This window comes from Methylobacterium sp. 37f (assembly GCF_023093475.1).
Lineage (GTDB): Bacteria > Pseudomonadota > Alphaproteobacteria > Rhizobiales > Beijerinckiaceae > Methylobacterium.
The window spans coordinates 20,247-44,194 of sequence record NZ_JAGHKN010000029.1 but is presented as its reverse complement, the minus strand read 5'-3'; the positions used below and the strand labels follow the sequence as shown (position 1 = coordinate 44,194).

The 23,948-nt window shown below is 68.0% G+C and carries 26 protein-coding genes; 12 read left to right on the top strand and 14 right to left on the bottom strand.

From position 1 onward, the window contains the following. Positions 1-11 precede the first annotated feature (11 nt). Positions 12-578, bottom strand: a complete 567-nt coding sequence (ruvC, locus tag J7U37_RS17905) for a crossover junction endodeoxyribonuclease RuvC (RefSeq protein ID WP_247636558.1) — start codon at positions 576-578, stop codon at positions 12-14. A gap of 84 nt (positions 579-662) precedes the next feature. Here ruvC and J7U37_RS17900 point away from each other — a divergent pair, with 84 nt between their 5' ends. Then, positions 663-881, top strand: a complete 219-nt coding sequence (locus J7U37_RS17900; protein WP_247636557.1) for a hypothetical protein — start codon at positions 663-665, stop codon at positions 879-881. Here the strand turns inward: J7U37_RS17900 and J7U37_RS17895 are convergent. From J7U37_RS17895 to J7U37_RS17875, 5 genes are all read right to left on the bottom strand, one after another. Further along, the gene (locus J7U37_RS17895; RefSeq protein ID WP_247636556.1) at positions 872-1,618 is read right to left on the bottom strand and encodes a YebC/PmpR family DNA-binding transcriptional regulator; all 747 of its coding nucleotides are present in this window, start codon (positions 1,616-1,618) and stop codon (positions 872-874) included. The two genes, J7U37_RS17900 and J7U37_RS17895, sit on opposite strands and share 10 nt — an antisense overlap. Before the next feature lie 424 nt (positions 1,619-2,042). Continuing rightward, the gene (locus J7U37_RS17890) at positions 2,043-2,795 is read right to left on the bottom strand and encodes an HAD-IA family hydrolase (RefSeq protein WP_247636555.1); all 753 of its coding nucleotides are present in this window, start codon (positions 2,793-2,795) and stop codon (positions 2,043-2,045) included. Then, on the bottom strand, positions 2,789-3,475 hold the full coding sequence (gene rpe / locus J7U37_RS17885; RefSeq protein WP_056178807.1) for a ribulose-phosphate 3-epimerase: 687 nt from the start codon (positions 3,473-3,475) through the stop codon (positions 2,789-2,791). Before rpe ends, J7U37_RS17890 begins: the two co-directional genes overlap by 7 nt. 33 nt (positions 3,476-3,508) lie before the next feature. Then, positions 3,509-4,369, bottom strand: a complete 861-nt coding sequence (locus J7U37_RS17880; RefSeq protein WP_056178804.1) for a phosphoribulokinase — start codon at positions 4,367-4,369, stop codon at positions 3,509-3,511. A gap of 29 nt (positions 4,370-4,398) precedes the next feature. After that, on the bottom strand, positions 4,399-5,460 hold the full coding sequence (locus tag J7U37_RS17875; RefSeq protein WP_247636554.1) for a class 1 fructose-bisphosphatase: 1,062 nt from the start codon (positions 5,458-5,460) through the stop codon (positions 4,399-4,401). 230 nt (positions 5,461-5,690) lie between these two features. Between J7U37_RS17875 and J7U37_RS17870 the strand changes: the two genes are divergently transcribed. After that, positions 5,691-6,647 (top strand): LysR family transcriptional regulator, encoded by a 957-nt coding sequence (locus J7U37_RS17870; protein ID WP_056178801.1) that lies wholly within the window; start codon positions 5,691-5,693, stop codon positions 6,645-6,647. Beyond that, a complete protein-coding gene (locus J7U37_RS17865; RefSeq protein WP_247636553.1) occupies positions 6,644-7,867 on the top strand; it encodes an FAD-dependent oxidoreductase in 1,224 nt (407 codons plus the stop codon). The genes J7U37_RS17870 and J7U37_RS17865 overlap by 4 nt, the downstream gene beginning before the upstream one ends. Positions 7,868-7,885: 18 nt before the next feature. On the opposite strand, the gene J7U37_RS17860 is transcribed toward J7U37_RS17865, so the two are convergent. After that, positions 7,886-8,191, bottom strand: coding sequence for an XRE family transcriptional regulator (locus tag J7U37_RS17860; RefSeq protein WP_247636552.1), 306 nt, complete (start codon positions 8,189-8,191; stop codon positions 7,886-7,888). Positions 8,192-8,526: 335 nt separating this feature from the next. On the opposite strand from J7U37_RS17860, the gene J7U37_RS17855 reads away from it, so the two are divergent. The 7 genes from J7U37_RS17855 to J7U37_RS17825 all read left to right on the top strand — a co-directional run bounded on the left by J7U37_RS17855 (position 8,527) and on the right by J7U37_RS17825 (position 13,436). Then, positions 8,527-9,024: an META domain-containing protein gene (locus J7U37_RS17855; protein WP_056178791.1), complete on the top strand. Its 498-nt coding sequence runs from the start codon at positions 8,527-8,529 to the stop codon at positions 9,022-9,024. 124 nt (positions 9,025-9,148) lie between these two features. Next, positions 9,149-9,322 (top strand): hypothetical protein, encoded by a 174-nt coding sequence (locus J7U37_RS17850; protein ID WP_247636551.1) that lies wholly within the window; start codon positions 9,149-9,151, stop codon positions 9,320-9,322. 257 nt (positions 9,323-9,579) lie between these two features. Next, a complete protein-coding gene (cysK, locus tag J7U37_RS17845) occupies positions 9,580-10,557 on the top strand; it encodes a cysteine synthase A (protein ID WP_282103947.1) in 978 nt (325 codons plus the stop codon). 123 nt (positions 10,558-10,680) lie between these two features. Next, positions 10,681-11,022: a hypothetical protein gene (locus J7U37_RS17840; RefSeq protein ID WP_247636550.1), complete on the top strand. Its 342-nt coding sequence runs from the start codon at positions 10,681-10,683 to the stop codon at positions 11,020-11,022. Positions 11,023-11,024: 2 nt separating this feature from the next. Continuing rightward, positions 11,025-11,300 carry a hypothetical protein gene (locus J7U37_RS17835; protein ID WP_082503911.1) on the top strand — a complete coding sequence of 92 codons (276 nt, stop codon included), beginning with the start codon at positions 11,025-11,027 and terminating at the stop codon, positions 11,298-11,300. A gap of 4 nt (positions 11,301-11,304) precedes the next feature. After that, positions 11,305-11,481, top strand: coding sequence for a hypothetical protein (locus J7U37_RS17830; RefSeq protein ID WP_200935858.1), 177 nt, complete (start codon positions 11,305-11,307; stop codon positions 11,479-11,481). 299 nt (positions 11,482-11,780) lie between these two features. Next, a complete protein-coding gene (locus J7U37_RS17825; RefSeq protein WP_247636549.1) occupies positions 11,781-13,436 on the top strand; it encodes an acyl-CoA synthetase in 1,656 nt (551 codons plus the stop codon). A 138-nt stretch (positions 13,437-13,574) separates the two neighbouring features. On the opposite strand, the gene typA is transcribed toward J7U37_RS17825, so the two are convergent. Then, positions 13,575-15,395: a translational GTPase TypA gene (gene typA, locus J7U37_RS17820; protein ID WP_056178778.1), complete on the bottom strand. Its 1,821-nt coding sequence runs from the start codon at positions 15,393-15,395 to the stop codon at positions 13,575-13,577. 223 nt (positions 15,396-15,618) lie between these two features. Between typA and J7U37_RS17815 the strand changes: the two genes are divergently transcribed. Next, on the top strand, positions 15,619-16,221 hold the full coding sequence (locus J7U37_RS17815; protein ID WP_247636548.1) for a hypothetical protein: 603 nt from the start codon (positions 15,619-15,621) through the stop codon (positions 16,219-16,221). Here J7U37_RS17815 and J7U37_RS17810 read toward each other — a convergent pair. From J7U37_RS17810 to J7U37_RS17785, 6 genes are all read right to left on the bottom strand, one after another. Next, positions 16,164-17,495, bottom strand: coding sequence for an MFS transporter (locus J7U37_RS17810; protein WP_247636547.1), 1,332 nt, complete (start codon positions 17,493-17,495; stop codon positions 16,164-16,166). The two genes, J7U37_RS17815 and J7U37_RS17810, sit on opposite strands and share 58 nt — an antisense overlap. Before the next feature lie 129 nt (positions 17,496-17,624). After that, complete coding sequence (locus tag J7U37_RS17805) at positions 17,625-19,076, bottom strand: hypothetical protein (RefSeq protein WP_247636546.1); 1,452 nt, start codon at positions 19,074-19,076, stop codon at positions 17,625-17,627. A gap of 165 nt (positions 19,077-19,241) precedes the next feature. Then, positions 19,242-20,558 carry an ArgE/DapE family deacylase gene (locus J7U37_RS17800; protein WP_247636545.1) on the bottom strand — a complete coding sequence of 439 codons (1,317 nt, stop codon included), beginning with the start codon at positions 20,556-20,558 and terminating at the stop codon, positions 19,242-19,244. Positions 20,559-20,609: 51 nt separating this feature from the next. Then, positions 20,610-20,948 (bottom strand): DUF3325 domain-containing protein, encoded by a 339-nt coding sequence (locus J7U37_RS17795; protein ID WP_056178768.1) that lies wholly within the window; start codon positions 20,946-20,948, stop codon positions 20,610-20,612. Continuing rightward, positions 20,945-22,483 carry a PepSY-associated TM helix domain-containing protein gene (locus J7U37_RS17790; RefSeq protein ID WP_247636544.1) on the bottom strand — a complete coding sequence of 513 codons (1,539 nt, stop codon included), beginning with the start codon at positions 22,481-22,483 and terminating at the stop codon, positions 20,945-20,947. Before J7U37_RS17790 ends, J7U37_RS17795 begins: the two co-directional genes overlap by 4 nt. After that, positions 22,480-22,818: an iron transporter gene (locus J7U37_RS17785; protein ID WP_247636543.1), complete on the bottom strand. Its 339-nt coding sequence runs from the start codon at positions 22,816-22,818 to the stop codon at positions 22,480-22,482. Before J7U37_RS17785 ends, J7U37_RS17790 begins: the two co-directional genes overlap by 4 nt. Before the next feature lie 397 nt (positions 22,819-23,215). On the opposite strand from J7U37_RS17785, the gene minC reads away from it, so the two are divergent. Next, a complete protein-coding gene (gene minC / locus J7U37_RS17780) occupies positions 23,216-23,881 on the top strand; it encodes a septum site-determining protein MinC (protein WP_056178765.1) in 666 nt (221 codons plus the stop codon). The last annotated feature ends 67 nt before the right edge of the window (positions 23,882-23,948 follow it).

Sequence of the window (23,948 nt, the reverse complement as noted above, 5' to 3'; positions counted from 1 at the left end):
CATGCACCGCCTCAGCTGCGCGCCAGGGCGGCCGCAATCCGGGCCGCCGCGAGGCTGCTCGCCCCGGCGACGGGAGCGTGCTGGCGCTTCAGGGCATGCCCTCCCCGATGGCTGTTGTGGGTGATGGCGATGGCAAGTGCATCCGCTGCGTCGGCGACCTTGAACTGCGCCAGCGGCAGCAGGAACTTCACCATGGCCTGGATTTGCGCCTTCTCGGCATGCCCCGAGCCGGAGACCGTCTTCTTGATGAGATTGGCCGAGTATTCGAACACCGGCGTTCCGGCCAGAGCTGGCACCAGAAGGGCCATGGCCCGGGCATGGCCGAGCTTGAGCGTCGCCTGCGCGTCCTTATTGACGAAGGTCTCCTCGACGGAGACCTCATCGGGCCGAAACGACTCCACGATGCGAGTGATGCCCTCGTAGAGTTCACGCAGGCGCAAGGCGAGCGGCAAATCTCCGTCAGAGGTGACGACACCGCAATCGACATAGGCGAGCTTCGTACCCGTGGCCGTCACGACGCCCCAACCGGTGCGCCGCAGGCCCGGGTCGATGCCGAGGATGCGGACGGGAAGCGTCATGCGAACACAATCATGGACGGGTCGGCTCCAGGCGCGGACTTCGCGCCGATCCGAGCGTTAGGGACATACCGTGAACGGAGCGTTATGCCAACGGCCATGGCGTTCGGATATGCGGACGCGTCAGCCCCACGTCAGATCAGCGTCGAAACGCTCTTGCGAGAGATTGGCGTGATCGCCGCCAGAGTTCTTGCTTCGGCCTTTAAACGCGCGCATGAGGCCGGCATTCTCGATGACGAGATCAAACGTGACCGCGACATTCTGAAGGCCGGCTCAAGCAACCGGTTCCAGAGCATTCAGCCCTGAAGCTTCTCCATCAGCGCGTCCGAGAGCGCGAAATTGACAAAGACGTTTTGGACGTCGTCCTGGTCCTCGATCACCTCGACGAGGCGGATCAGCTTCTCGCCGGTCTCGTCATCGACCTCGATGGTGTTCTGGGCCTTCCACACCAGGGCAGTCCGGCGCGGCTCGCCGAAGCGCGCCTCCAGCGCCTTCGAGACTTCGCCATAGGCGTCCTGAGCGCAGATGATCTCATGACCGCTCTCGTCCGAGCGCACATCGTCCGCGCCGGCCTCGATGGCGGCTTCCAGCACGGTATCGGCATCCGCAACCTTGGCGTCGAATTCGACGACGCCGACATGATCGAACATGAAGGAGACGGCGCCCGTCTCGGCGAGGCTGCCACCGGACTTGGTGAAGGCCGAGCGCACGTCCGAAGCGGTGCGGTTGCGATTGTCGGTCTGCGCCTCAACGATGAGCGCGGCACCACCTGGACCGTAGCCCTCGTAGCGGATCTCGTCATAGCTCTCCGCATCGGCACCCTGCGCCTTCTTGATCGCGCGCTCGATGTTGTCCTTGGGCACGTTCTCGGCGCGGGCGGCGATGATGGCGGCACGGAGGCGGGCATTCATCGCCGGATCGGGCAGCCCGAGCTTAGCGGCCACCGTGATTTCGCGGGCGAGCTTGCCGAACAGCTTCGAGCGGACCGCGTCGACGCGGCCCTTGCGGTGCATGATGTTCTTGAACTGGGAATGGCCGGCCATGACGTGACCCTAGACTGGAAGAACGAGGGCGGATCGCGAGGGCCATCTGCCGGGGCGGCACGCCCGCGATGCCGGACGAACGGATTTGGCCGGCTTATAGGCCGCCCGCCGCACCGATGACAACGCTGCGGCGCACCGTGGGCAACCCTGGCATCGGCGCGGTGGCATTCCGCTTCGCGGACGCTATCCTGTTGGAATGACGCACGATGCCATCCATCGAGAACGCTCCGAGACGCTCCTTGCGGACGCGCGAACCCAGCCTGAGATGACGCCGCGCTGGCTTAAGCTGGGGATCGCGGGAATCCTCGGGGTGGTTGCCGGTGCAATCCTGTTCCCGAAGCGTGCCGAGGGCGAACCCATCGGACAGATCGGAACGCGCGGGCGCTCACGTGGAGGGCGCCCGAAAGTCTGACGTTGCGCGCACTCAGGAAGCGACGTGGGCGTGCCAGGCGCGCAGGGCACTCAAACTGACGATGCCACCCGGCCACGCGTGTCCGAAGAGGTGTCGGTGCGGCGCGCCGGGCTCGCCGAGATCCGAGACCGCGGAGAACGCGCCGTCGAGGCGGTGACTCTCGGTGTAGCGGCTGCGGGTGGCGATCACCGGCAGGCCTGCATCGAGGGCCGAGCGGATGCCGGCAGCGGAATCCTCGAAGGCCACGGCTTCCGAAGGAGTGACGTTCAGTCGCCGGAGGGCTAGGTCGAACACGTCGGGGGCCGGTTTCTTGCGGGCCGCCTCGTCGCCGCAGGCGATCACGTCGAAGGGCACATCGCCCGCGGGGAAGTTGATCCGCAGCAGCGTGTCGACGTTGGGGCGGCTCGTCGTACTCGCCACCGCGAGTTTGATGCCCGCGGCCCGCGCCTCGGCGATCAGTCGGCCGACGCCTGGGCGCAGCGCGAGGTTGCCACCCTTCACGAGGTCTCCGTAGCGACGGGTCTTGCGGTCATGGATCTCCCCCATGCGCGAGCGCAAGGCATCGACCTCATCGCCATGCTCGGTCTCGACGTAGTGACGCAGGCGCTCCTTGCCTCCCATTACCGTGAGAAGATCGGCATAGCGGGCCGGTGACCACGACCACGGCAGGCCCATATCCGCGAAGGCGCCGTTGAAGGCCTGCCGATGCAGATCCTCTGTTTCCGCCAGCGTCCCGTCGACGTCGAAGATGAGTGCCCTCAGCATGCGAGGGGGCCGACTCCCGCAGACGCGGCACCGGCACGGATCGCGGCAATGCGCTCCGCGTAGCCCGCCGCACCGCCCTTGAACACGGCGTTGCCCGCCACGAAGGCGTTGGCGCCGGCACGCGCTGCAAGCGCCACCGTTTCGGGGCTGATGCCGCCATCGACTTCGATGTCGATATCCCGCCCGGCGGTCATCGTGCGAATTCGGCGGATGGTCTCCAGCGTCGAGGGAATGAAGCTCTGGCCACCAAATCCGGGATTCACTGTCATCACCAGGACGAGGTCGACGAGATCGAGAATCGGCTCGATCGCAGAGGCCGGCGTACCCGGATTGAGGGCGATTCCGGCCCGCTTTCCGAGATCGCGGATCGCCTGGAGCGAGCGGTGACTGTGTGGGCCGGCCTCGACATGGATCGAGATCGTGTCGGCGCCGGCTTCCGCGAAAGCCGCGAGGTAGGGGTCGGCGGGGGCGATCATCAGGTGCACGTCGAAGTGCTTGGCCGAGTGCGGTCGTAGCGCCTTGATCACAGCCGGACCGAAGGTGATATTGGGCACGAAGTGTCCGTCCATCACGTCGAGGTGGATCCAGTCGGCACCCGCCTCGGACACCGCGCGCACCTCCTCGCCGAGCTTGGCGAAATCCGCCGAGAGAATTGAGGGCGAGATGATCGGGCCGTTCATGAATGGGGTCCTCTGCTGCGCATCACCGGAGCCTTATGCCATCCGGCGCTTGCGCTCGACGAGTTGCATGATGATCGGCGTCAGAATGAGCTGCATGGCAAGATCGAGCTTGCCGCCCGGGATGACGATCGAATTGGCGCGGCTCATGAACGAGCCCTGGATCATCGAGATCAGGTAGGAGAAGTCGATCCCCTTGGGGTCCTTGAAGCGGATCACCACCATCGATTCGTCGGCGGTGGGAATCCACCGGGCGATGAACGGATTCGAGGTATCCACCATGGGGACGCGCTGGAAGTTGATGTCAGTCCAGGTGAATTGCGGGCAGATGGTCTGCACGTAATCCGGCATGCGACGCAGGATGACGTCGGTTACGGCCTCGGTGGAATACCCCCGGAACGAGCGGTCCCGGTGCAATTTCTGAATCCATTCGAGATTGATCACCGGCACGACGCCGATCTTGAGGTCCGCGTAGCGGGCCATGTCGACATTGTCGTCGACAACGCAGCCGTGCAGCCCCTCGTAAAACAGCAGGTCGGAGCCCGTGGGGAACTCCTCCCAGGCCGTGAAGGTCCCGATCTCGGTGCCGTACTGCGCCGCGTCCGCTCCGTCATGCGCATAGTGGCGCGTTCGCCCACGACCTGACTCGCTGTAGGTGCGGAACACCTCCTCAAGTTCGGGCAGCAGGTTGGCTCGCGGCGCGAAGTGGCTGAGGTTGGGCTCCTCGGCCATCATCCGTCGCATCGTGTCACGATCATAGGCGTGGAATGCGTCGCCCTCGATATAGACCGCGCTCACATCCTCGCGGCGAAAAATCTGCTCGAAAGTGTTGCGGACCGAGGTGGTCCCCGCCCCCGAGGAGCCGGTGACCGAGATGATGGGGTGACGCGCAGACATCGTTGTTCGTGCTGACCCGCGCCGGTGCGCTAGCTGCGCATCAGGCCGCGCTGCCCGAACAGGGGCGAGCGGCCGGCAGCGGCGTTGCGACCGTCGTAGTACTTCGCGACGCACGCGACCTCGTCGAGCGAACCGAAGATCAGCGGCACGCGCTCGTGAATGCCGGTGGCGCTGATATCGAGGATGCGGCGCTCGCCATCGATCGCACCGGCACCGGCCTGCTCCATCAGCATCGCAATGGGGGCGGCCTCGTAGAGGAGACGCAGGCGCCCCTGGGCGTAGCCCTTCCGGTTGTCGCCCGGATACAGGAAGACGCCACCGCGCAGGAGCACGCGCTGAGCATCGGCGACCAGCGAGCCTAGCCAGCGCATGTTGAAGTCCTTGTCCAGGGGACCGTCCGAACCGCGCAGGCAATCCTCGACATAGGCCTTCACAGGTCCGTCCCAGTGCCGGGCATTCGAGGCGTTGATCGCGTATTCCTTCGCCGAAGTAACGACGTCCAGGCGCGGGTGCGTCAGGCGGAAGGTGCGTTCGGCGCGGTCGAGCGTGTAGATCTGCGTGCCGTGGCCGAGCGTGACGACCAGGGATGTCGCCGGCCCATAGGTCACGAACCCTGCTGCGATCTGCGCAGTGCCGGGGGTGGTGAAGGAGGAGATCGAATCCGCGTCTCCGGCCACAGCGGGACGGATGCCGAAGATCGACCCCACCGCCATATTCACGCCGATGTTGGATGAGCCGTCGAGCGGGTCGATCGCCACCGCGAGCGGTGCGCCGGCGGTGAGTTGCATCATGCCCTCGGCCTCTTCCGAAGCCACCACAGCGACCGGCGCACCGCGCAGAGCCTCGGTGAATCGCTCGTGGGCCAGGACATCGAGCGCTTTCTGGACGTCGCCGTCGCTGTTGTGCTCGCCGGTGGCGGCGAGATCGGCTCCGCCGAGCATGCCCCGGCCGATCACCTCGCTGACATCGACGGCGGCTTCGGCACAGGCGGCGACCACGGCCGCCGCATCGGCGAGTTGCGCATCGGCCGTTACCATTGTCGCGAGGCAATCCGCGAGAGTGGATCCGAACTCCAGAGACACCGTCGACATGAACGTCCGTCCTTCTTCATTCCTGACAGGGAGGTCCCGGCCGACAGCTTCGAAGCGGAAGACTCCGCTTTCGCTCACCGACCGTTCACCGTCGCATCCTGCCCCTTGGCACGAGAGCGGCCAGCGACACCAGGGCTTCGAAAGCTTCGGCCCCCTCACGGCCCACATCGTATCACCGAAAGAATTCTGAAAAAACTTGCGAGCGATTCCAAAAAAACTAAAACCGCCTGATGCGCAACCTTTCCCTCAAACAGCTCCAGGCCGTCGCCGCGGTCGCCCGCCTCGGCACCATGACGCGTGCCGCGCAGGAGCTCAACGTGACCTCGGCCGCCCTCTACGCGCGCATCCGCCAGTTGGAGGAGGAAGCCGGCCTGATGCTGTTCGACCGGACACCCACAGGCTTGAAACCGACCGATGCCGGGCGCGAGATGCTGTGGGCGATCAACAGCATCAACACCGTGCTCGAAACCTGCGCAGACCGCCTGGAGACTCTGAAGGGGGGCAGCGGCGGACGCGTGGCCATGGGGGTGGTTTCCACGGCCAAGTACTTCGCTCCGGGGGTGATCGCCGGCTTCGTCGGCCTGCACCCGGCGGTGGAGATCAATCTCACGGTCGGCAACCGCGGCGCCATGGTCGAGGCTCTGCGCAACTACGAGATCGATTTTGCCATCATGGGCCGTCCGCCGCGCGATTTCGCCATTGAAGCGGAAATCTTCGGGCCACACCCGATCGTGATCATCGCAGGACCGCACCACCCCTTCGTCGGTCGCGCGGGCCTGACGCGGGCGGATCTCGCTCAGGAATCCTTTCTCGTCCGCGAGGAAGGTTCTGGCACCCGCACGGTGTTCGAGGAGTTCATGGCAGGCGTCATGATCAAGCGTGCCCGCCTGGGGATCGATTCCGGTTCGAACGAGACGATCAAGCAGGCTGTGATGGCAGGACTCGGCATCGCCCTCATCTCTGCCCACACGGTGGCAGCCGAACTGGACAGCGGGCGCCTCGCCGTCCTCAACGTGGAGGGCTTGCCGATCCGACGCGACTGGTACGCGGTACGCAGGGCCGACAAGGTTCTGGGCCCAGCTGCCGCGGCGTTCTGGGATTACGTCGCCAAGGACGGTGGCCGTTGGCTGCCCCAACTCCGGCTTTCGCAGAACCCGTCGTCGGTCACCGCGGAGTTCGAGGCATGAGCACGGCCGGTGTCGTCATCGTCGGCGCCGGTCAGGCCGGCTTCCAGGTCGCGGCCTCCCTGCGCGAGGTGGGCTTTGCCGATCCCATCACCCTGTTGGGCGACGAGGGCCTGCCCTATCAGCGCCCCCCCCTGTCGAAGGCTTATTTGGCTGGGAAGACCGATGCGGCCGGCCTCTGCCTGCGGCCGCCATCCTATTTCGTCGAACACAGGATCACCCACCGGTCGGGCGTGACCGCGACGGCAATCGACCGCGGGAAACGACGCGTGGCGCTCAGCGATGGAAGCGCGCTGGCCTACGACCATCTTGTGCTGGCCACTGGCGCCCGCAATCGATCGCTACCGGTCCCAGGGGCAAATCTGGCGGGCGTCCATCAACTGCGGACCCTCGCCGATGCAGACGCTCTCAGGGCGGCCCGTGACAGAGCAAACGCCATCGCGATCATCGGTGCGGGCTTCATCGGCCTGGAATTCGCCGGCATCTGTGCCGGCTCCGGCATTCCCGTGACCGTCATCGAGGCGGCGGACCGGCCGATGGCCCGGGCCGTCTCGCCCGAGACAGCTCGCTTCTTCACGAACGCGCACACCCGAGCCGGGATACGCTTAGCCTTCGGTGCCGGGGTTTCGGCGCTCGAGGGCAAGGATGGTCGCGTGGCCGAGGTTCAACTGGCCGATCGCTCCTCGATCGCAGCCGATCTTGTCCTGGTCGGCATCGGCGTCATTCCCAACGAGGATCTGGCCGAGGCCGCTGGTCTTGCCGTTGGCGACGGTATTCACACCGACGCGGTTCTGGCGACATCCGATCCGGGGATTTCGGCGGTGGGAGATTGTGCGTGCGTGCCAAGTCGGTTCGCGGCGGGGCAACCCGTCCGGATTGAATCGGTCCAAAACGCCGTGGATCAGGCTCGCTGTCTGGCGGCACGCCTGACCGGGCGCCCGACATCCTATGCCGCGGTACCGTGGTTCTGGAGCGATCAAGGGCCGCATAAGCTCCAGATCGCAGGTCTGACACGGCCGGACGATGTCAGCGTGCTGCGTCCGTCGGCAACGGGATTGTCGGTGTTCCGGTTCAGGGCGGGAGATCTCACCGGCGTCGAGACGGTGGACAGAGCCGCCGATCACATGGCGGCCCGGCGCATCCTCGGCCTTGGTCTCCGTTTGAGTCCCGAACAGGCGGCGGACGCGACGTGCGACCTGAAAGCTCTTGCCTCCGCCCGATAGGATTTAACGGAGCAGTGTCTAGCGGTCGTTTTCAGTGTTGAGAGCATCCACCCGTGTGCCCTCGCCACGACCCTGCTCGCTGAGACAGACGCCATCGGAGCCTCCGTCCTGGCTGAATAGGATCCCTTGGGTCATGAAGACGCTGCGCATCGCTTCGATCTGACCGGATGGCGCCTCACGCCCACCCGATTCGAAATTGCGAACGAAATCCTCACCGAGCCCGAGTTTGCCGGCAAGATCCGATTCCGACCAGTTGAGGAGCGCGCGTGCGGCGCGTGACTGAGCCGGCGTCATGGTATTCGGGCCGGAGGCCTCGGCCTGCAATCCGCTCGGGATACCCTCGTCCGATCCCACCACCGCGCAAACTCCCACATCGTGACACTCCGCCGGACAACGGCAGCATGGGGCGATCGTTCAATGAGAAATGGCGAGCATGGAAAAATTGTCGGCGTGTTGGTTTGTGGGGGATCGAACCAAGATCGAGCCGAATCCAGGCTCACGTGGACTTGACCATATTTGTGCTGGAATCTTATCGGATTGGCCGCAGCGCACGTCCTGCTAGACGGTTGCGCGCGCGATGCCGCGGCGAGCCCGGATCGGGACCGGCGCGGTTGCAACGTTCGACGCGACGCGAAGCGCGCTTGAAAGGGAGCCAGACGATGAGAGCAATCCCAATCGCCGTGGTCGCCGGCGCCATCGTGGCCGGGATCATGTCCACGGCGGCGAACGCGCAGATGGGCAACAACGTCACGGGATTCGGCCGCGACGCTCGCGAGAAGCCGGAGAAGAAGCAGTACGTTCCGGCCGCCAAACCGCAGGAAAAGATTTTTCCGCTCGACGCGACTTGGACGGCGGTCAGCCTGAACGGAAAGCCCTTCGGCGGCAACGACCGTCCGAGCTTCATGATCGACAAGCAGTATCGAGCCCGCGGCTACGGCGGCTGCAACACCTTCGCGGCAACCGCGTTCCCGCTCAGGGAACAGCACCTTGCCGTCGGTCCGCTCGCACTGACCAAGAAGCCCTGCGACAAGGGTCTGGGTGCCAGCGAGCAGGATTTCTTCATTGCGCTCCGTACCGCAGGGCAATGGGATCTGGTCGGGTCGCAACTGGTGATCAAGAGCCAGAAGGGCGAGTTGCGTTTCGACCGGGCTCTCTGAAACGCGGGCTTTAAGGCTCCGTTGACGACGATCCGCGGTCGCGACCGCGGATTTACGCCGCGTTCAAGACGCCCTGCGCCTTCTTACCCCATCGCCGAGTCTCTTGGCGGATGGGGAGCATGTGATGAGCACGAGGCTGTCATGGACGACCGGCAGCAATGGCCTTCGGCCCGGCCTCCGGGAGGAAACCCGGTACGCCTGGCCCCAGAGCGTCCATGCGGGTGCCGCGATGATCGCGGGGGCGAGCCCCGCACTCGCCACGGTGATGATCGTTTGCGCGGCCCTGCTGATCCACTGATCCCCGGAGCCTCTCTGCAGCCTGCTCTGGTCCGAAGAACTAAGTTCTCCGGCTTGAGCTTGGAACAGTAGAGAAATCCTACCATGCTCCAATAAGGTTGGTATTAGAGAAGGATTGTCTTTGTCCTCCGGACTTTGCCGATTGCTTCCACGGAAACGACACGATATCTCCCGGCTCTGAGGTCGTCCCATGCGAGATCCGGCGCGTCCTTGTGCCGGCCGCCTGCGCGCCACCCACATGCTGTTCAGGAGAGATCTATGGCCGCGTCCCAGAGCCCCGCTTCCACCCGCATGCCGGGCCACGGCCACATCTTCGGCTCGATCACCGAGACCATCGGCAACACGCCCCTGGTGCGCCTTAACCGCATCACCAAGGAGCACGGGGTTGACGCCGAGATCCTGCTCAAGCTCGAGTTCTTCAACCCCATCGCGAGCGTCAAGGATCGCATCGGCGTCAACATGATCGACGCCCTGGAAGCCTCTGGGAAGCTGAAGCCCGGTGGCACCCTGGTGGAGCCGACCTCGGGAAACACCGGCATCGCCCTGGCATTCGTGGCGGCCGCCCGCGGCTACCGTCTCATCCTGGTGATGCCCGAGACCATGTCTCTGGAGCGCCGCAAGATGCTGGCGTTCCTCGGAGCCGAACTCGCGCTGACCCCCGGCCCGCAGGGCATGAAGGGCGCCATCGCCAAGGCCGAGGAGCTCCTCAACGAGATCCCGGGCGCGATCATGCCCCAGCAGTTTTCCAACCCCGCCAACCCTGAGATCCACCGCAAAACCACGGCCGAAGAGATCTGGAACGACACCCAGGGCCATCTCGACGCCTTCGTGGCCGGTGTCGGCACTGGCGGCACCATCACGGGTGTCGGTTCGGTGCTGAAACCGCGCCTGCACGGCCTGAAGATCGTGGCCGTAGAGCCCACCGACTCGCCGGTCATCTCCGGCGGCCAGCCCGGCCCGCACAAGATCCAGGGCATCGGCGCCGGGTTCATCCCGGACAACCTCGACAAGTCGATCATCGACGAAGTCATCACGGTCTCGAACCAGGAAGCATTCGATACCTCGCGTCAGCTGTCACGTCTCGAAGGCATTCCCGGTGGCATCTCCACCGGCGGCAACGTGGCTGCGGCCCTGAAGCTTGCCGCCCGTCCCGACTTCCGCGGCAAGCGCATCGTCACCGTCGCCTGCTCCTTCGCGGAGCGTTACATCTCGTCGGCGCTGTTCGACGGTCTCTGATCAGCGATCGGGTCCGGCAGAACACGGCCGGACCCACCTCGTCCGTCTGTGCGGATGTGCCTCCGCCCACGAGGCAACCTCGTGGGCCGCGACGGGTTGAGCCTCCAAGATCAGGAGGACACCATGACCGACGAGCCGCGCGAGCGACCCTCGCTGAAGGATTTCGACGCCTACGCCGATCGCAATGGCCAGGACCTGGGACAGGATAACGCCCGCGATCTCGGCCTCCCCTCTCGGACCCAGGGTGACCTGAAGGGCAACCCGATGGGTGAAGCCGAGACTGCCCGCATCGCCTCCGGCACGCCCAGATCGGATGCTTCGGACCAGACGGCGGCCGAGACGCCCTCCGCCAACCTCAAGCAGATCGGCGACGCCGCGCAGAACGCAGGGTCCGCACCGTCCGGCGCCGCGAAGGAAGCGATCGATCGCGCAACCGCGCCCAACGGCAAGGATGCGGGAGAGTAGCGATGCCGAACGACCAAATTCCCATCGTCGGCACCCGCAAGCCGGACGTCGATGTCGGCAAACCCGGCGAACCTGCCGTGGCAGGGGGCCGGCAATCCGCTGCGCAGGCCTCCATCACACAACAGGGCTCCGGTGGCGAGACGGATACGCGCCGCAACGCCGCCTGGACCGGGACGCCGAAGGGTCGCAACCCTGCTCCGGTCGGTGGTTCGTCGGATGGTCAGTCGGATCGACGCCAGCCCGGCGGCACCGGTTCCGAAACGAGTTCTAGAGAGTGATGCGATGACGGCGCAGAACGAAACGGATCGGCCGAAGGACGATGCCCCGGCGAAGGGCAAGCCCGCCAACACCGCGCCCGACGCGGTGATGGATCCGAACGAAAAGACGGACGGCAAGCCGGGGCAAGGGCCGAAGGGCGGCAACCAGCCGGATGGCGAGACGGACCCCGGCAGCGGCTGACGGGGAACGCTCCCGCGCCACGGCTCCAGACACTCTCCGATCCGGCAAGCACATCAGGGAGAGTCCGGACGAAGGCGCCAGTCAACGCCGGCTTGAAGTTTAGTGTAGCGACAGTGATCCGGCGATTTGCATCGAGCATCTGCGTATCCGGTTGCCGGCCGAACCGGCAGAGCCCCGTGCGGTGCCCGTCATGCGCGTTCGCAACCGGCACCGCAGCGAACGATCGACTTCCACCGAGCCTCCTGTCTCCTTGTGAGATCGGAGCGACGCGATACTCTGCGGATCAGGGAGATCCGCCGATGAATGCCTCGACGACGGCCGACAGGGCCGCGCCATCGATCTATGACCGGGACCTCGACCGGAACCCGGCGAATTACCAGCCGCTGACCCCGCTGAGCTACCTCGACCGGGCGGCGCGCGTCTTTCCAGACCACATTGCCGTCATTCATGGTCCCCTGCGGCGCAATTATTCCGAGCTATACAGGCGATGCCGCCGACTCGGGTCGGCGCTCGCGGCGCGTGGCATCGGGCGCGGCGACACCGTCGCGGTGATTCTGGCGAATACGCCGGAGATGATCGAGGTCCATTACGGGGTGCCGATGACGGGCGCCGTCCTCAACACCCTGAACACCCGCCTCGATGCCGCCGGGCTCGCGTTCTGTCTCGACCACGGCGAGGCCAAGGTGCTGATCGCCGATCGGGAGTTCGCCAAGGTCGTGGCCGCGGCCCTGGCCCAGGCCCGGGTGAGGCCACTGGTGATCGATGTTGACGACCTGGTATACACCGAGGGTGACGAAACGGTCGGCAGCCTCGGCTACGAAACGCTCCTGGAAGAGGGCGACCCGGCCTGGGACTGGGCGATGCCGGGTGACGAGTGGGACGCGATCTCGCTCAACTACACCTCGGGCACCACCGGAAATCCGAAGGGCGTGGTCTACCACCATCGCGGGGCCGCGCTTCTCAGCCTCGGCAATGTGATCACGGGCAGTCTCGGCCAGCACCCGGTCTATCTCTGGACCCTGCCGATGTTCCACTGCAACGGCTGGTGCTTCCCCTGGACGCTGTCGGTGGTCGCCGGCACCCATGTGTGCCTGCGGCAGGTGCGGGCCGGCGCGCTCTACGCGGCATTGGCCGAGCACGGGGTAACGCATCTCTGCGGGGCGCCGATCGTGATGCAGCTCCTCCTCAACGCCTCCGAGGCCGAGCGCCGCCCCCTGCCCCGGCGGGTCGCCTTCCTGACCGCGGCCGCGCCCCCGCCCCAGGCGGTCCTCGGTGCCATGGGCGCGGCCGGCTTCGACGTCACCCACCTGTACGGCCTCACCGAGACCTACGGTCCGGCGGTGGTGAATGCCTGGCACCGGGATTGGGACGCCCTGGACGCCGAGGCGCGTGCGGAGAAGATGGCGCGCCAGGGCGTGCGCTACCCGGTGCTCGAGGCCTTCGATATCCGCGATCCCGAAACCTGCGAATCGGTGCCGGCCGACGGCGTGACGATGGGCGAGGCGATGTTTCGCGGCAACGTGGTGATGCGCGGCTACCTGAAGAACCCGAAGGCCACCGCGGCGGCCTTCGCGGGCGGCTGGTTCCGCTCCGGCGATCTCGGGGTCAAGCACCCGGACGGCTACATCCAGCTCAAGGACCGTTCGAAGGACATCATCATCTCGGGCGGCGAGAACATCTCGTCCATCGAGGTCGAGGACGCCCTGTTCCGCCACCCCGCCGTCTCCGCCGCCGCCGTGGTGGCCCGGCCGGACGCGAAATGGGGCGAGACCCCGATGGCCTTCGTCGAGCTGAAGCCCGACGCCACCGTGGAGGCCGACGCCCTCATCGCCTGGTGCCGCGACCGGCTGGCCGGCTACAAGCTCCCCCGCCACATCGTCTTCGGCGAGTTGCCGAAGACGTCGACGGGCAAGGTGCAGAAGTACCTGCTTCGGGAACGGGCGAAGGAGAGTTGAGCCGGCGTCACGGTCATCGTCGCAGGTCGGGACCCCGTCGATCAGGGGGGCCGGGACGCCCTGAGATCGTGGCACAACGAAAAAGGCCGGGCTTTCGCCCGGCCTCCCGTCGCACAATTGGGTTGGGACTGGGGTCGCTTACGCGACGCCGCCCGAGCGCTCGAAGCGCTTGCGCTCGTTGGGGTCGAGGTAGGTCTTGCGCAGGCGGATCGACTTCGGCGTGACTTCCATCAGCTCGTCGTCCTGGATCCAGGCGAGCGAGCGCTCCAGGGTCATGCGGATCGGAGGGGTGAGGCGCACGGCCTCGTCCTTCGAGGTGGTGCGGATGTTGGTGAGCTTCTTGCCCTTGAGCACGTTCACCTCGAGGTCGTTCTCGCGGTTGTGCTCGCCGATGATCATGCCCTGATAGACCTTGGCGCCGGGCTCGATCATCATCGGGCCGCGATCTTCCAGGTTCCACATGGCGTAGGCCACGGCCTCGCCCTTGTCGTTCGAGATCAGCACGCCGTTGCGGCGGCCGGGCATCTCGCCCTTGTAGGGCTCGTAGGCCTTGAACAGGCGGTTCATGATCGCGGTGCCGCGGGTGTCGGTCATGAGCTCACCCTGGTAGCCGATGAGGCCGCGGGTGGGCGCATGGAAGACGAGGCGCAGGCGCGAGCCGCCCGACGGCTTCATCTCGATCATCTCGGCCTTGCGCTCGGACATCTTCTGCACGACGACGCCGGAATACTCCTCGTCGACGTCGACCACGACCTCTTCGACGGGCTCGAGGACGTTGTCGTTCTCATCCTTCGAGAGCACCACGCGGGGACGCGAGACGGCGATCTCGAAGCCTTCGCGGCGCATGGTCTCGATCAGGATGGCGAGCTGGAGTTCGCCGCGGCCCGAGACGAAGAACGAATCCTTGTCGGCCGCCTCCTCGATCTTGAGCGTGACGTTGCCCTCGGCCTCCTTGAACAGGCGGTCGCGGATCATGCGGCTCGTGACCTTGTCGCCCTCGGTGCCGGCCAGCGGCGAATCGTTGACGATGAACGACATGGTGACGGTGGGCGGATCGATCGGCTGGGCCTGGATCGGGGTCTCGACCTGCGGGTCGCAGAAGGTGTCGGCCACGGTGCCCTTCACGAGGCCCGCGATGGAGACGATGTCGCCAGCCTCACCCACGTCGATGGGCGCGCGCTCCAGGCCGCGGAAGGCCAGGATCTTCGAGACGCGACCGGTCTCCACCAGCTTGCCGGTGCGGTCCATGACCTTGATGGCCTGGTTCGGCTTGACGGTGCCGGACGCGATGCGGCCGGTGATGATGCGGCCGAGGAACGGGTTGGCTTCCAGCAGGGTGCCGAGCATCCGGAACGGACCCTCCTCGACCTTGGCCTGGGGCACGTGCGCGAGCACGAGGTCGAACAGCGGGGCGAGTCCCTCGGTCTGGTCGCCGTCGGGCGCCGTCGCCATCCAGCCGGCGCGGCCGGACCCGTAGAGGATCGGGAAGTCGAGCTGATCGTCGGTGGCGTCGAGCGCCGCGAACAGGTCGAACACCTCGTTCACCACCTCGGTGATGCGGGCGTCCGGACGGTCGACCTTGTTGATCGCCACGATCGGCTTCAGGCCGATCTTGAGGGCCTTGCCGACCACGAACTTGGTCTGGGGCATCGGGCCTTCGGCGGCGTCGACGAGCACGATCACGCCGTCCACCATCGAGAGGATGCGCTCCACCTCGCCGCCGAAATCGGCGTGGCCGGGGGTGTCGACGACGTTGACGCGGGTGTCCTTCCAGACGACCGAGGTCGCCTTGGCCAGGATGGTGATGCCACGCTCCTTCTCGAGATCGTTCGAGTCCATGGCGCGTTCCTCGACGCGCTGGTTCTCGCGGAACGATCCGGATTGCGACAGCAGCTTGTCGACGAGCGTCGTCTTGCCGTGGTCGACGTGGGCGATGATGGCGATATTACGAAGCTTCATGGGGTATCCGAAGCGAGAAGAGCCCGTCACGCGACGGGCCGCAGGAGGCGGCCGGCTACGCCGGGTCACGGGATCGAGCTATCGCGTCGCAATATAAGGTGTGGGCCTCCGGGGCAAGGGGGCCGTCCTGCATGCCTCCCGGCCCTGTGCAGCGGACACGCGCGATGAGGCAGCGTGACATCCTCCGGTTGCGGACGTTCAATGACCGAGCTCGGAGAACGCGATGATCGATCAGACCTTCCATATTTCCAGGCCCTTGGTCTCCATCGTGGCGATCGGCGATTCCGGGGAGGCGCTGCTCCTCCGCGCATTGCTGGAGAGCCTGGGCGCCTCGGTGCTGCTCCACCTTCCTGGCACCCCTGCGGATGTCCTTCTCGTTCTCGGAGCTGGCGGGTCACCTGCGGACCATCTCGTGCTCAGCGGCCACGGCGATGACGAAGGCTTCATCCTCGGAGAGTACGGGCCGGAGATCGACACCCGCTGCCTTACGCGGGGCCGTCTTTCTCCGGTGACCCTGGCGGAGCATATCACCCTGCCCGGCAAAGTCGTCGTGAGCACCGCCTGCGAGACGGGCACGGCCGCGTTCGGTTCCGCCTTCCTCAAAGGCGGCGTCGCGGCCTACATCGCTCCGAACGGCTCCCCCGAGGGAGCCGATGCCGTGCTCTTCGTGCATCGGCTGTTTCATCAGTTCCTCGCCCGACGCCGCCCCCTCGCCCTGGCCTTCGCCCATGCGGCGGGAGACGATGCGGCGGGCCGGATGTTCGTGGGCTACGGCATCGCCGCTCCGAGGTCGGATGGCGCCGTGCCGGCGGTTCGCCCCCGGTAGCGGCCGAGCGCCGTGACGCACACGAACGAGATCGCCGCGAGGGTGGTGCCGAAGGCGGCGATGGGCCACCAATGGCCCTGGAAGCGTTCGGCCAGGAGGGTGCCGACGATCGGCGTGAGCCCGCCCGCAAGGGCGCCGCACACCTGATAGGCCACGGAGATCGCGGTGTAGCGCACCCGCGTGGGGAAGGCGCCGGCCACGTAGCCGGCAATGACCGCGTAGAAGGTGGCGCTGCCGAGCACGTTGAGGGCGAGGCCGAGGGTCAGGGCCGGCACAGAGCCCATGTCGACCAGGAGGAAGAGCGGATAGGGCGCCAGCATCGCCCAGATCAGGGTGCCCTGGAGGAACAGGCGCTCGTTGCGAATCAGCTCCGCGATCCGCGCGCCCACCGGCGTCATCACGAACTGGACGCAGGCCGCCACCAGCAGCGCGTCGAGGATCGTGGCCCGGGGCAGGCCCAGATACTGGGTCGTGTAGGTGATCATGAAGGTGTTGAAGAGGTAGACCGAGCCGATCGCGAAGGTGTTGGCGCCGGCCGCCAGGGCCAGCGGCGTCAGGCTGGTGGCCAGAACCTCGCGAATCGGCGCCGGCGCCGGGGCGGCCCGGCTGCGATCCGCCTCGAAATCCGGTGATTCGCCGACGCCCAGGCGGATGAACAGGCCGACGAGGAGCAGGACCACGCTGACCAGGAACGGCAGGCGCCAGCCCCAGGCCAGGAAGCGCTCCGAATCCATGAGACCGGCCAGGCGGAAGGCCAGCAGCGACAGGATCTGCCCGGCCGGGCTGCCGAGTTGGGCGAACGACGCGAAGAAGGTCGCGCGCCCCTTCGGCGCGTGCTCGGCGGCCAGCAGCACCGCCCCGCCCCACTCGCCGCCGACCGCGATCCCCTGGAGGATGCGCAGGCCCACGAGGGCGATGGGCGCCCAGATCCCGATGCTGGCATAGGTCGGCAGCAGGCCGATGCCGGTGGTGGCCAGCCCCATCATCACCAGGGTGACCACCAGGGCCTTCTTGCGCCCGAGCCGGTCGCCGACATGCCCGAAGATCAGTCCGCCGAGGGGCCGGGCGAAGAAGCCGACCGCGAAGGTGCCGAAGGCCGCCAGGGTCGCCACGAAAGGCGTCGCCTCGGCGAAGAACAGCGGCCCGAACACCAGGGCGGCGGCGGTGCCGTAGATGAAGAAGTCGTACCACTCGATGGTGGTGCCGACGAAGGCCGCGATGGCGGCCCGGGCCGGTTGGCGCGGCGCGGGATCGGGTCTCGGGGTCGCGGACATGGGGTGGTCTCCCGGGCGAAGGAGCGGGGCGGCCCGACGGACCAGCAAGCCCCGGACCGCGCCGCGCGGTCAGGGCCTCAGCCCATCCTGACGCCCCGCTCGACCGGATGCGCCCGGGTCCCTCAGCCGCTACTTCGCCGCCACGGGCCGCACCGACCACGTCGCCCAGTAGACCGGGCGGCCGAAGACGCTGGAACCGTTCGCGCCGCCCGGCCCCGGCGCCACCCGGTCGAGCCACGTCAGGAACCCGGCCTTGGCCTGATAACTCGTCGGGGTCGCGAGATTGCCGTAGCGGTCGGTCATCCAGAAATGCTGGCTGCGGCCGAACCGGCCCGAGCCGTCGCCGCCCGAGCGCAGGCCGAGATAGGCGGTGGAGCGCATGATCGCCTGCGGTTCCGAGAACCAGGTCAGTCCGGCCAGGGACCCCGGGGCGAGGTCGGCGCTGTACTGCACGCAGATATCGGCGACGGGTCCGTCCATGGTGTTGGCGGGACGGTTGCAGCGGTAGGCCACCACCCAGCGGTCCATGTCCCGGGCCTTGGCCACCCGCATCAGGCTCTGGGCCGGCAGCGGCTCCGCGATGGTGCGGGGCGCCGACCACACGCGGTCGGCGGTGAGATCGCGGCTGGTGCGCAGGTAGAGGCCCATCCGCCGGCTGGCCATCGGCGCCCCGCAATCGGAGGGCAGCACGTCGGTGTAGTAGTAGTGATAGACCTGATCGACCACGCTGATGGCGCCGACGAGGTCGGTGCGGTCGAGGCCCTGACCGGCGCAGTTGCCGAGGACGGGGGCGCCGGTCTCGTCGAGGACGGCGCTGGGGCCCGGCGCATCGGCAGCAGCCTGCGCGCGACTGCGGCGGCCACGCCGTGACCGGCCCTCTGCTCGCTCCTGCGCTCGCCCTTCCGCCCGCCCCTCGCCGAACGGCGTCCAGGCGATGCCGTCCAGGCTGCGGCTGCGGATGTCGAAGCGGATGAAGTCCAGGGTGCGGGCCTGGAGCAGCGCGTGCCGCTGGCCAGATTCGGTGGGCACGGCCGCGAGGAAGAACACGTAGCTGTAGGCATCCCCGCCCCAGGCGCGTCCGGCCACGGTCATCGGATGGCGGGCGGCGATGCCCTCCTCCGTCGGCACCGGCGCGGGGGGCGCTTCCGCCCGGCCCCGGCCGCCGCGGCGACGCCGCTCCTGGCTGCGCGCGACCGTGCGGGCCATCTCCCACAGGCGGGCCTGCGTCGGCGGCATCGCGGTGGCGAGCTGCTCCGGCATGGCGCCGGAGCGGATCGAGCCGCCGTCCAGGGCCTCGGCGGCGCGCCGCGGCGCGCAGGCCTCCGTCTCGCCGCGCCTGGATTTCGGGGCGGCCAACGGCGTCTCGGCCTGGTAGACGGCCTGGAGCGGCCCGGTGGCGGGCGTCGTCCGGACGAGCTGGACGCTGCCGGCCGATTCACAGGCGCGAGGGGTGAAGAACACGCCCTCGGCCTCGCCGCCCCGGCAGATCTCCAGGGTGCCGCCGCCGGTGACGTAGCAGCTGGTATCGGTGGTCTGCGCCGCCGCCCCGGAGATGCCCAGCGCCGCCATCAGGCCGGCCAACAGAGGCGCCGACGCGCGGCGATGGGCGCCGGACGGCGCGGCGGGTGGGGAAAAACGCTGATGTGTCACGGGCCTTAGGGGTAGCGCGCCGGGGCCTTTCGGCAAGGCGGCGACCGGGTGCCATCCACATCGCGTTGCGTCACGTTTTCGCGGATGCGGCTCGGGTCAGGGCGCGGACCGGCGCTCCGTCCCGCACCATTCGGCGATGAACAGCGCCATCGCGGTAGTGATCCGCTGGACCGAGGCGAGGCTCACGCGCTCGTCGAAGCCGTGGATGTTCTGACTGATCGGGCCGTAGCAGAGTGCGGGCACCCGGTCGTAGAGCGCGTAGACGCGGGTATCGAGATAGCTCGGCGACATGAAGCTCTCGAGGTCCCGGCCGGTCGCGGCCCGGTGCGCCCGCCCCAGCACCGCCTCCGCCTCGGAGCCCTCCGCCAGGGCGTAGCCCTCGGCGAAGAAGCCGTTGAAGGCGATCCGGGGCGGGGTGTTCGACAGGAAGGCGTCGTCGCGGGCGAAATCGGCCACCGCCTGCTCCACCGCGCGAGCGGCCTCCGCCGCCGAGAGCCCGGGATACAGGGCGATGCGGCAGTCGATCCGGCACCAGGCCGGCACCGACGAGGCCCAGTCGCCGCCCTCGATCCGGCCGACATTGAGGTTGATGGCGTCGGGCTGGTCGGCGAAGTGGGGATGGCCCGCCTTCTCGGCGTTCCAGCGCGCCTCCAGGGCCCGCAGGGCGCCGATCACCCGATAGGTGGCGTCGATGGCGTTGGCCCCGGCCCCCATCTCGCGGACATGGACCGGGCGGCCGCGCACCTCGACGGTGAACCACAGCACGCCGACATTGGCGCGCACGAGTTTCTCGTCCTCGGGCTCCGGGATCAGGACCGCATCGGCGCGGTAGCCGCGCAGATGGGTCATCAGGGCGCCGTTGCCGGTGGCTTCCTCCTCCACCACGGATTGCAGGGTCACGGTGGCGGCCGGCTGCAGCCCGAGCCGCGCCAGAGCGTCGAGGGCGAACAGGTTGGCGGCATGGCCCGCCTTCATGTCGGCGGCGCCGCGCCCGTACATCCAGTCGCCATCGATGACCGGCTCGAAGGGCGGGTGGGTCCACAGATCGGCCGGCCCCGGCGGCACCACGTCGACATGGGCCTGGAGGATCAGCGAGCGCCCGGTCTCGGCCCGCGGCCGATGGATGCCGACCACCAGGGGCGCCCGGGAATGCGTCTCCGACAGCGCGCCCCCGCCCGGATGGGCGGCGAGCGCCGCCGCGTCCATGGCGAAGCGATCGATGGCGTAGCCGCGGTCGCGGAAGGCGCGGAACACGAAATCCTGGATCGCGTGCTCGGCCCCGCGCGTCGATTCGAACCGCACCAGGGCCTGGGTGTGGGCGACCTGCTCGGGAAACCCGGCGGCGACGGCCTCGGCGATGCGGGCGGCCAAATCTGGGTCGAGCGCGGGGCTGAGAGCGGGATCGGGGGGCATCGGCTCTCCTGCGCGGCGACGGATCGCGTCAGGATAGCGAGGCCGGGGCGATCAGGCGAGGAGCACCGCCGCCAGGGCCAGCGGCAGGGCGAGCAGGGCGGCCGGGCGAATCCAGGCGGGCCGGTAGGACACCAGCGCGACCACCAGAAGGGCCGCGCCGGTGAGGGAGCCGATCCACTGCACGGGTCCGAAATTCCAGTCGGAGGTCAGGATGGCGGCCGCGAAGGACACCGCGATCACCGCCCATCCGGCGAGGCGCAGGCCCCGCGCGCGCGTCCGGCTCTGGCCCCGTCCGGCAATGGCCCGATGGTGCCGGTCCATCGACAGGCACAGCGCAGCGAGGCCGGCGAAGCTCAGGGCGAGGTTCAGGGCGATGGAGAGCGGAGTCATGCTTTGACGAGACCTTTGGGCGCCAGACCGCCGGCGGGGCGGGCCGCTCGGGCGGCCGCGCGACGACCTTCGTAGAGGGAGACCGCCCGGGCCCCGAGCGCCAGGACGAGGCCGAGCCCCAGCATCGCGGCATCGAAGGCCAGGAAGTCGAAGCCACGATCCGTGGTCAGGGCACCGACGATGGGCACGGCGCCGAAGAGGAGCCCGGCGGACAGGCCCATCTCGACCCAGGCCCGTCGGTGCGGCCGGGCCAGGGGCACCAGGGCGGCGAGCGCCCAGGCGCCGAAGAACACGCCGCCCTCCCAGGTCGCCCGGTGGGCGAGGTCGACGGGCAGCAGCCGGTTGGCGAGGAAGAACGCCGCCATCCCGATGGGCAGGCCCAGGATCGTGCCGATGTTGAGGCCGCGCACGAGGCGCAGGCCGAACCGGGGCGCCTCGCCGGCCTTCGGCATGCGGGCGACGCTCCACAGGACGAGACCGGTGGCGATGGTGGCCGCGCCCATCAGGCCGCAGAGGAAGAACAGCGCCCGCAGGACGGGGCTGGCGAAATGCGCCTCGTGCAGGCCCATGAAGCTGGTGAAGACGTGCGCGGCCGGCTTCATCGTGCCCACCCGCTCGACCACGGCGCCGGAAACGGCATCAAAGGCGATCTGCGGATGCTGGTGGGCCAGCCCGTGCGGCTCCTCGAACACCGCGACCACCGTGGCGCCGGCGTCGCCCGGGTTGTTGACGATGACCATCTCGAGGGGCTCGGACACCTCGCCCTGGGCGCGGGCCAGCAGCGGCGCCAACGGCAGGGCCTCGGCCGGACGGCCGGCGGCCGGGCGCCAGGTCGTGCTCTGGGCGGATTCCACGAAGAAGTGCAGGTCGTCGCCCTTGTAGGCGGCCGTCACCCCCCAGGGCATGTACATCAAGCCCAGCGTGACGATGCCCGTATAGGTGATCATCAGGTGGAACGGCAGGGCGAGCACGCCGGTGACGTTGTGGGCGTCGAGCCAGCCGCGCTGGGCCGACTTGTCCCGTCGGAAGGTGAAGAAGTCGGCGAAAATGCGCCGATGCGTGACGATGCCGGAGATCAGCGCGACGAGCAGGATCATGGCCGCCCCGCCGACGATCCAGCGGCCGAGCGTCGGCATCATCTGGAGTTCGTAGTGGAAGCGGTAGAAGAAGTCGCCGCCCTGGGTGTCCCGCGCCCGGGTGGGGGTTCCCGTCTCCCGATCGAGCAGGGCCTGGCCAAGGGGCGCCTCCAGGCTGTCCATCCAGTAGACGCCGATCACCGGACGGTCGGGCTGCGGCACCGAGACATACCAAGCCATGGCCTTCGGGGCATGCGTCTTCAGGTAGGCGATCCCGCGTTCGGCGGCGGGGATGGGGTCGGAGGGTCCGGCGCGCAGTTCCGGCCGCATCCACAGCGAGATGTCGGCACGGTAATAGGTGGCGGTGCCGGTCACGAAGACCGCGAACATCACCCATCCGGTGACGAGGCCGGCCCAGGTGTGGAGCCAGGCCATGGATTGGCGGAACCCCGGCCTCATGCGGGCGGCCCCGCCGCGACGAGACCGAGGGCGACCCACAGGCCCACGCCGACGAGCGCCATGGGAATTCCGAGTCCGATCGCGGCGCGCAGCAGGGTGCGGGCGGCGAAGACCCAGATGACGGCACCGGCCAGGATGGCGAAGCTGAGCAGTGTGGCGGTGGCCACCGCCTCCGAGCGCACCATCGGCAGGGTCAGCGACAGGAACGCGGTGGCGAGCGCCGCCAGGGCGTAGCCGCCGAAGGCTGCGAGCACCACGCGCCCGGCCACGGCTGCGCGGTAGCGCCAGCCTTGTCGCGCGCAGACCCTGTCCAGGGAAGCGGAACCATCAACCACGGGCAGCACCTTCGAGACGCGCGCGGGGCACACCCGCAAGATCAGGCAAGAGCGGCAGTCCCGGCCGTGCCAAACCTGCCGGCCGACCCCCGGATGTCGCGAGGATTTGCTCCGCTATAGCGATCCTCGTCTTGAGCCTGCAAACGCTATGTTATGGAATCATTCCAATTCGACATTCAAACGCTGCAAGAGGCGCGACATCCTCAAAGGCCCGGGATGGAACGGCGTCGGAAATCGTGTTGACGGACCGCAGGTCGCGCCCTGTGCCCCCGGAACGCGGGTTAGGATAAGGTGGCGATCAGCGCCCGCTTTCCGCGAACACCGCCCGAGAACAAGACACCCGATCGTGACCGCAAGCTCAACACGTCCCCCGATCCGCTTTCGCGGCCGTTCCTTCATGGCCCTGGTGCTCGCCCCGGTGCTGCCCGTCTCCGAGTGGCTTGCCGAACTCGACGCGCTGGCCCGGCGCTCGCCCGCCTTCTTCGTCGGGCGCCCGGTCATCCTCGACGTGGCCGGACTCGGGCTCGAACGGGAAACCCTCGTCGCCCTGGTGGCCGATCTCGCCGCCCGCGACGTCGCCGTGATGGGCATCGAGGGAGCCGATCCGGGCCAGCTCGGCGCCGGCCTGCCGCCGCCCCCGGCCGGGGGGCGTCCGGTCGACGCGGTTCCCACCCCGGAGGCGACGCCGGACGCCGAGGCGGACGCGCCGGTGATGCCGTCGGCGCCGGCGCCGTTCCGCTCGCTCATCCTCGATGCCCCGGTGCGCTCCGGCCAGACCATCCTGCACCTGGAGGGCGACATCACCGTGATGGGCTCGGTGGCCTCGGGCGCCGAGGTGATCGCCGGCGGCTCGCTCCACGTCTACGGCGCCCTGCGCGGTCGGGCGATCGCCGGGGCGGCGGGCAACCCGGACGCCCGCATCACCTGCCGCAAGTTCGAACCGGAACTCATCGCCATCGACGGCCTGTATCGCACGGCCGATGATCTCGGCCCGGTCCAGCGCGGCCTGCCGGCCCAGGTCCGGCTCGAGGGCGACGCGATCAAGGTGGCGGGCCTGGAATAGCCGCGGCGCAGCGGGGCGGGCCGTTCGGGCCTGTTCCACACGGATAACGGGCATCGATCGCACGCGC

Bases quoted from the DNA above. Each gene is read 5' to 3' on its own strand.
- ruvC (WP_247636558.1), bottom strand. From the start codon at position 578: ATGACGCTTCCCGTCCGCATCCTCGGCATCGACCCGGGCCTGCGGCGC.
- J7U37_RS17900 (WP_247636557.1), top strand. From the start codon at position 663: ATGCCAACGGCCATGGCGTTCGGATATGCGGACGCGTCAGCCCCACGT.
- J7U37_RS17895 (WP_247636556.1), bottom strand. From the start codon at position 1,618: ATGGCCGGCCATTCCCAGTTCAAGAACATCATGCACCGCAAGGGCCGC.
- J7U37_RS17890 (WP_247636555.1), bottom strand. From the start codon at position 2,795: ATGCTGAGGGCACTCATCTTCGACGTCGACGGGACGCTGGCGGAAACA.
- rpe (WP_056178807.1), bottom strand. From the start codon at position 3,475: ATGAACGGCCCGATCATCTCGCCCTCAATTCTCTCGGCGGATTTCGCC.
- J7U37_RS17880 (WP_056178804.1), bottom strand. From the start codon at position 4,369: ATGTCTGCGCGTCACCCCATCATCTCGGTCACCGGCTCCTCGGGGGCG.
- J7U37_RS17875 (WP_247636554.1), bottom strand. From the start codon at position 5,460: ATGTCGACGGTGTCTCTGGAGTTCGGATCCACTCTCGCGGATTGCCTC.
- J7U37_RS17870 (WP_056178801.1), top strand. From the start codon at position 5,691: ATGCGCAACCTTTCCCTCAAACAGCTCCAGGCCGTCGCCGCGGTCGCC.
- J7U37_RS17865 (WP_247636553.1), top strand. From the start codon at position 6,644: ATGAGCACGGCCGGTGTCGTCATCGTCGGCGCCGGTCAGGCCGGCTTC.
- J7U37_RS17855 (WP_056178791.1), top strand. From the start codon at position 8,527: ATGAGAGCAATCCCAATCGCCGTGGTCGCCGGCGCCATCGTGGCCGGG.
- J7U37_RS17850 (WP_247636551.1), top strand. From the start codon at position 9,149: ATGAGCACGAGGCTGTCATGGACGACCGGCAGCAATGGCCTTCGGCCC.
- cysK (WP_282103947.1), top strand. From the start codon at position 9,580: ATGGCCGCGTCCCAGAGCCCCGCTTCCACCCGCATGCCGGGCCACGGC.
- J7U37_RS17840 (WP_247636550.1), top strand. From the start codon at position 10,681: ATGACCGACGAGCCGCGCGAGCGACCCTCGCTGAAGGATTTCGACGCC.
- J7U37_RS17835 (WP_082503911.1), top strand. From the start codon at position 11,025: ATGCCGAACGACCAAATTCCCATCGTCGGCACCCGCAAGCCGGACGTC.
- J7U37_RS17830 (WP_200935858.1), top strand. From the start codon at position 11,305: ATGACGGCGCAGAACGAAACGGATCGGCCGAAGGACGATGCCCCGGCG.
- J7U37_RS17825 (WP_247636549.1), top strand. From the start codon at position 11,781: ATGAATGCCTCGACGACGGCCGACAGGGCCGCGCCATCGATCTATGAC.
- typA (WP_056178778.1), bottom strand. From the start codon at position 15,395: ATGAAGCTTCGTAATATCGCCATCATCGCCCACGTCGACCACGGCAAG.
- J7U37_RS17815 (WP_247636548.1), top strand. From the start codon at position 15,619: ATGATCGATCAGACCTTCCATATTTCCAGGCCCTTGGTCTCCATCGTG.
- J7U37_RS17810 (WP_247636547.1), bottom strand. From the start codon at position 17,495: ATGTCCGCGACCCCGAGACCCGATCCCGCGCCGCGCCAACCGGCCCGG.
- J7U37_RS17800 (WP_247636545.1), bottom strand. From the start codon at position 20,558: ATGCCCCCCGATCCCGCTCTCAGCCCCGCGCTCGACCCAGATTTGGCC.
- J7U37_RS17795 (WP_056178768.1), bottom strand. From the start codon at position 20,948: ATGACTCCGCTCTCCATCGCCCTGAACCTCGCCCTGAGCTTCGCCGGC.
- J7U37_RS17790 (WP_247636544.1), bottom strand. From the start codon at position 22,483: ATGAGGCCGGGGTTCCGCCAATCCATGGCCTGGCTCCACACCTGGGCC.
- minC (WP_056178765.1), top strand. From the start codon at position 23,216: ATGGCCCTGGTGCTCGCCCCGGTGCTGCCCGTCTCCGAGTGGCTTGCC.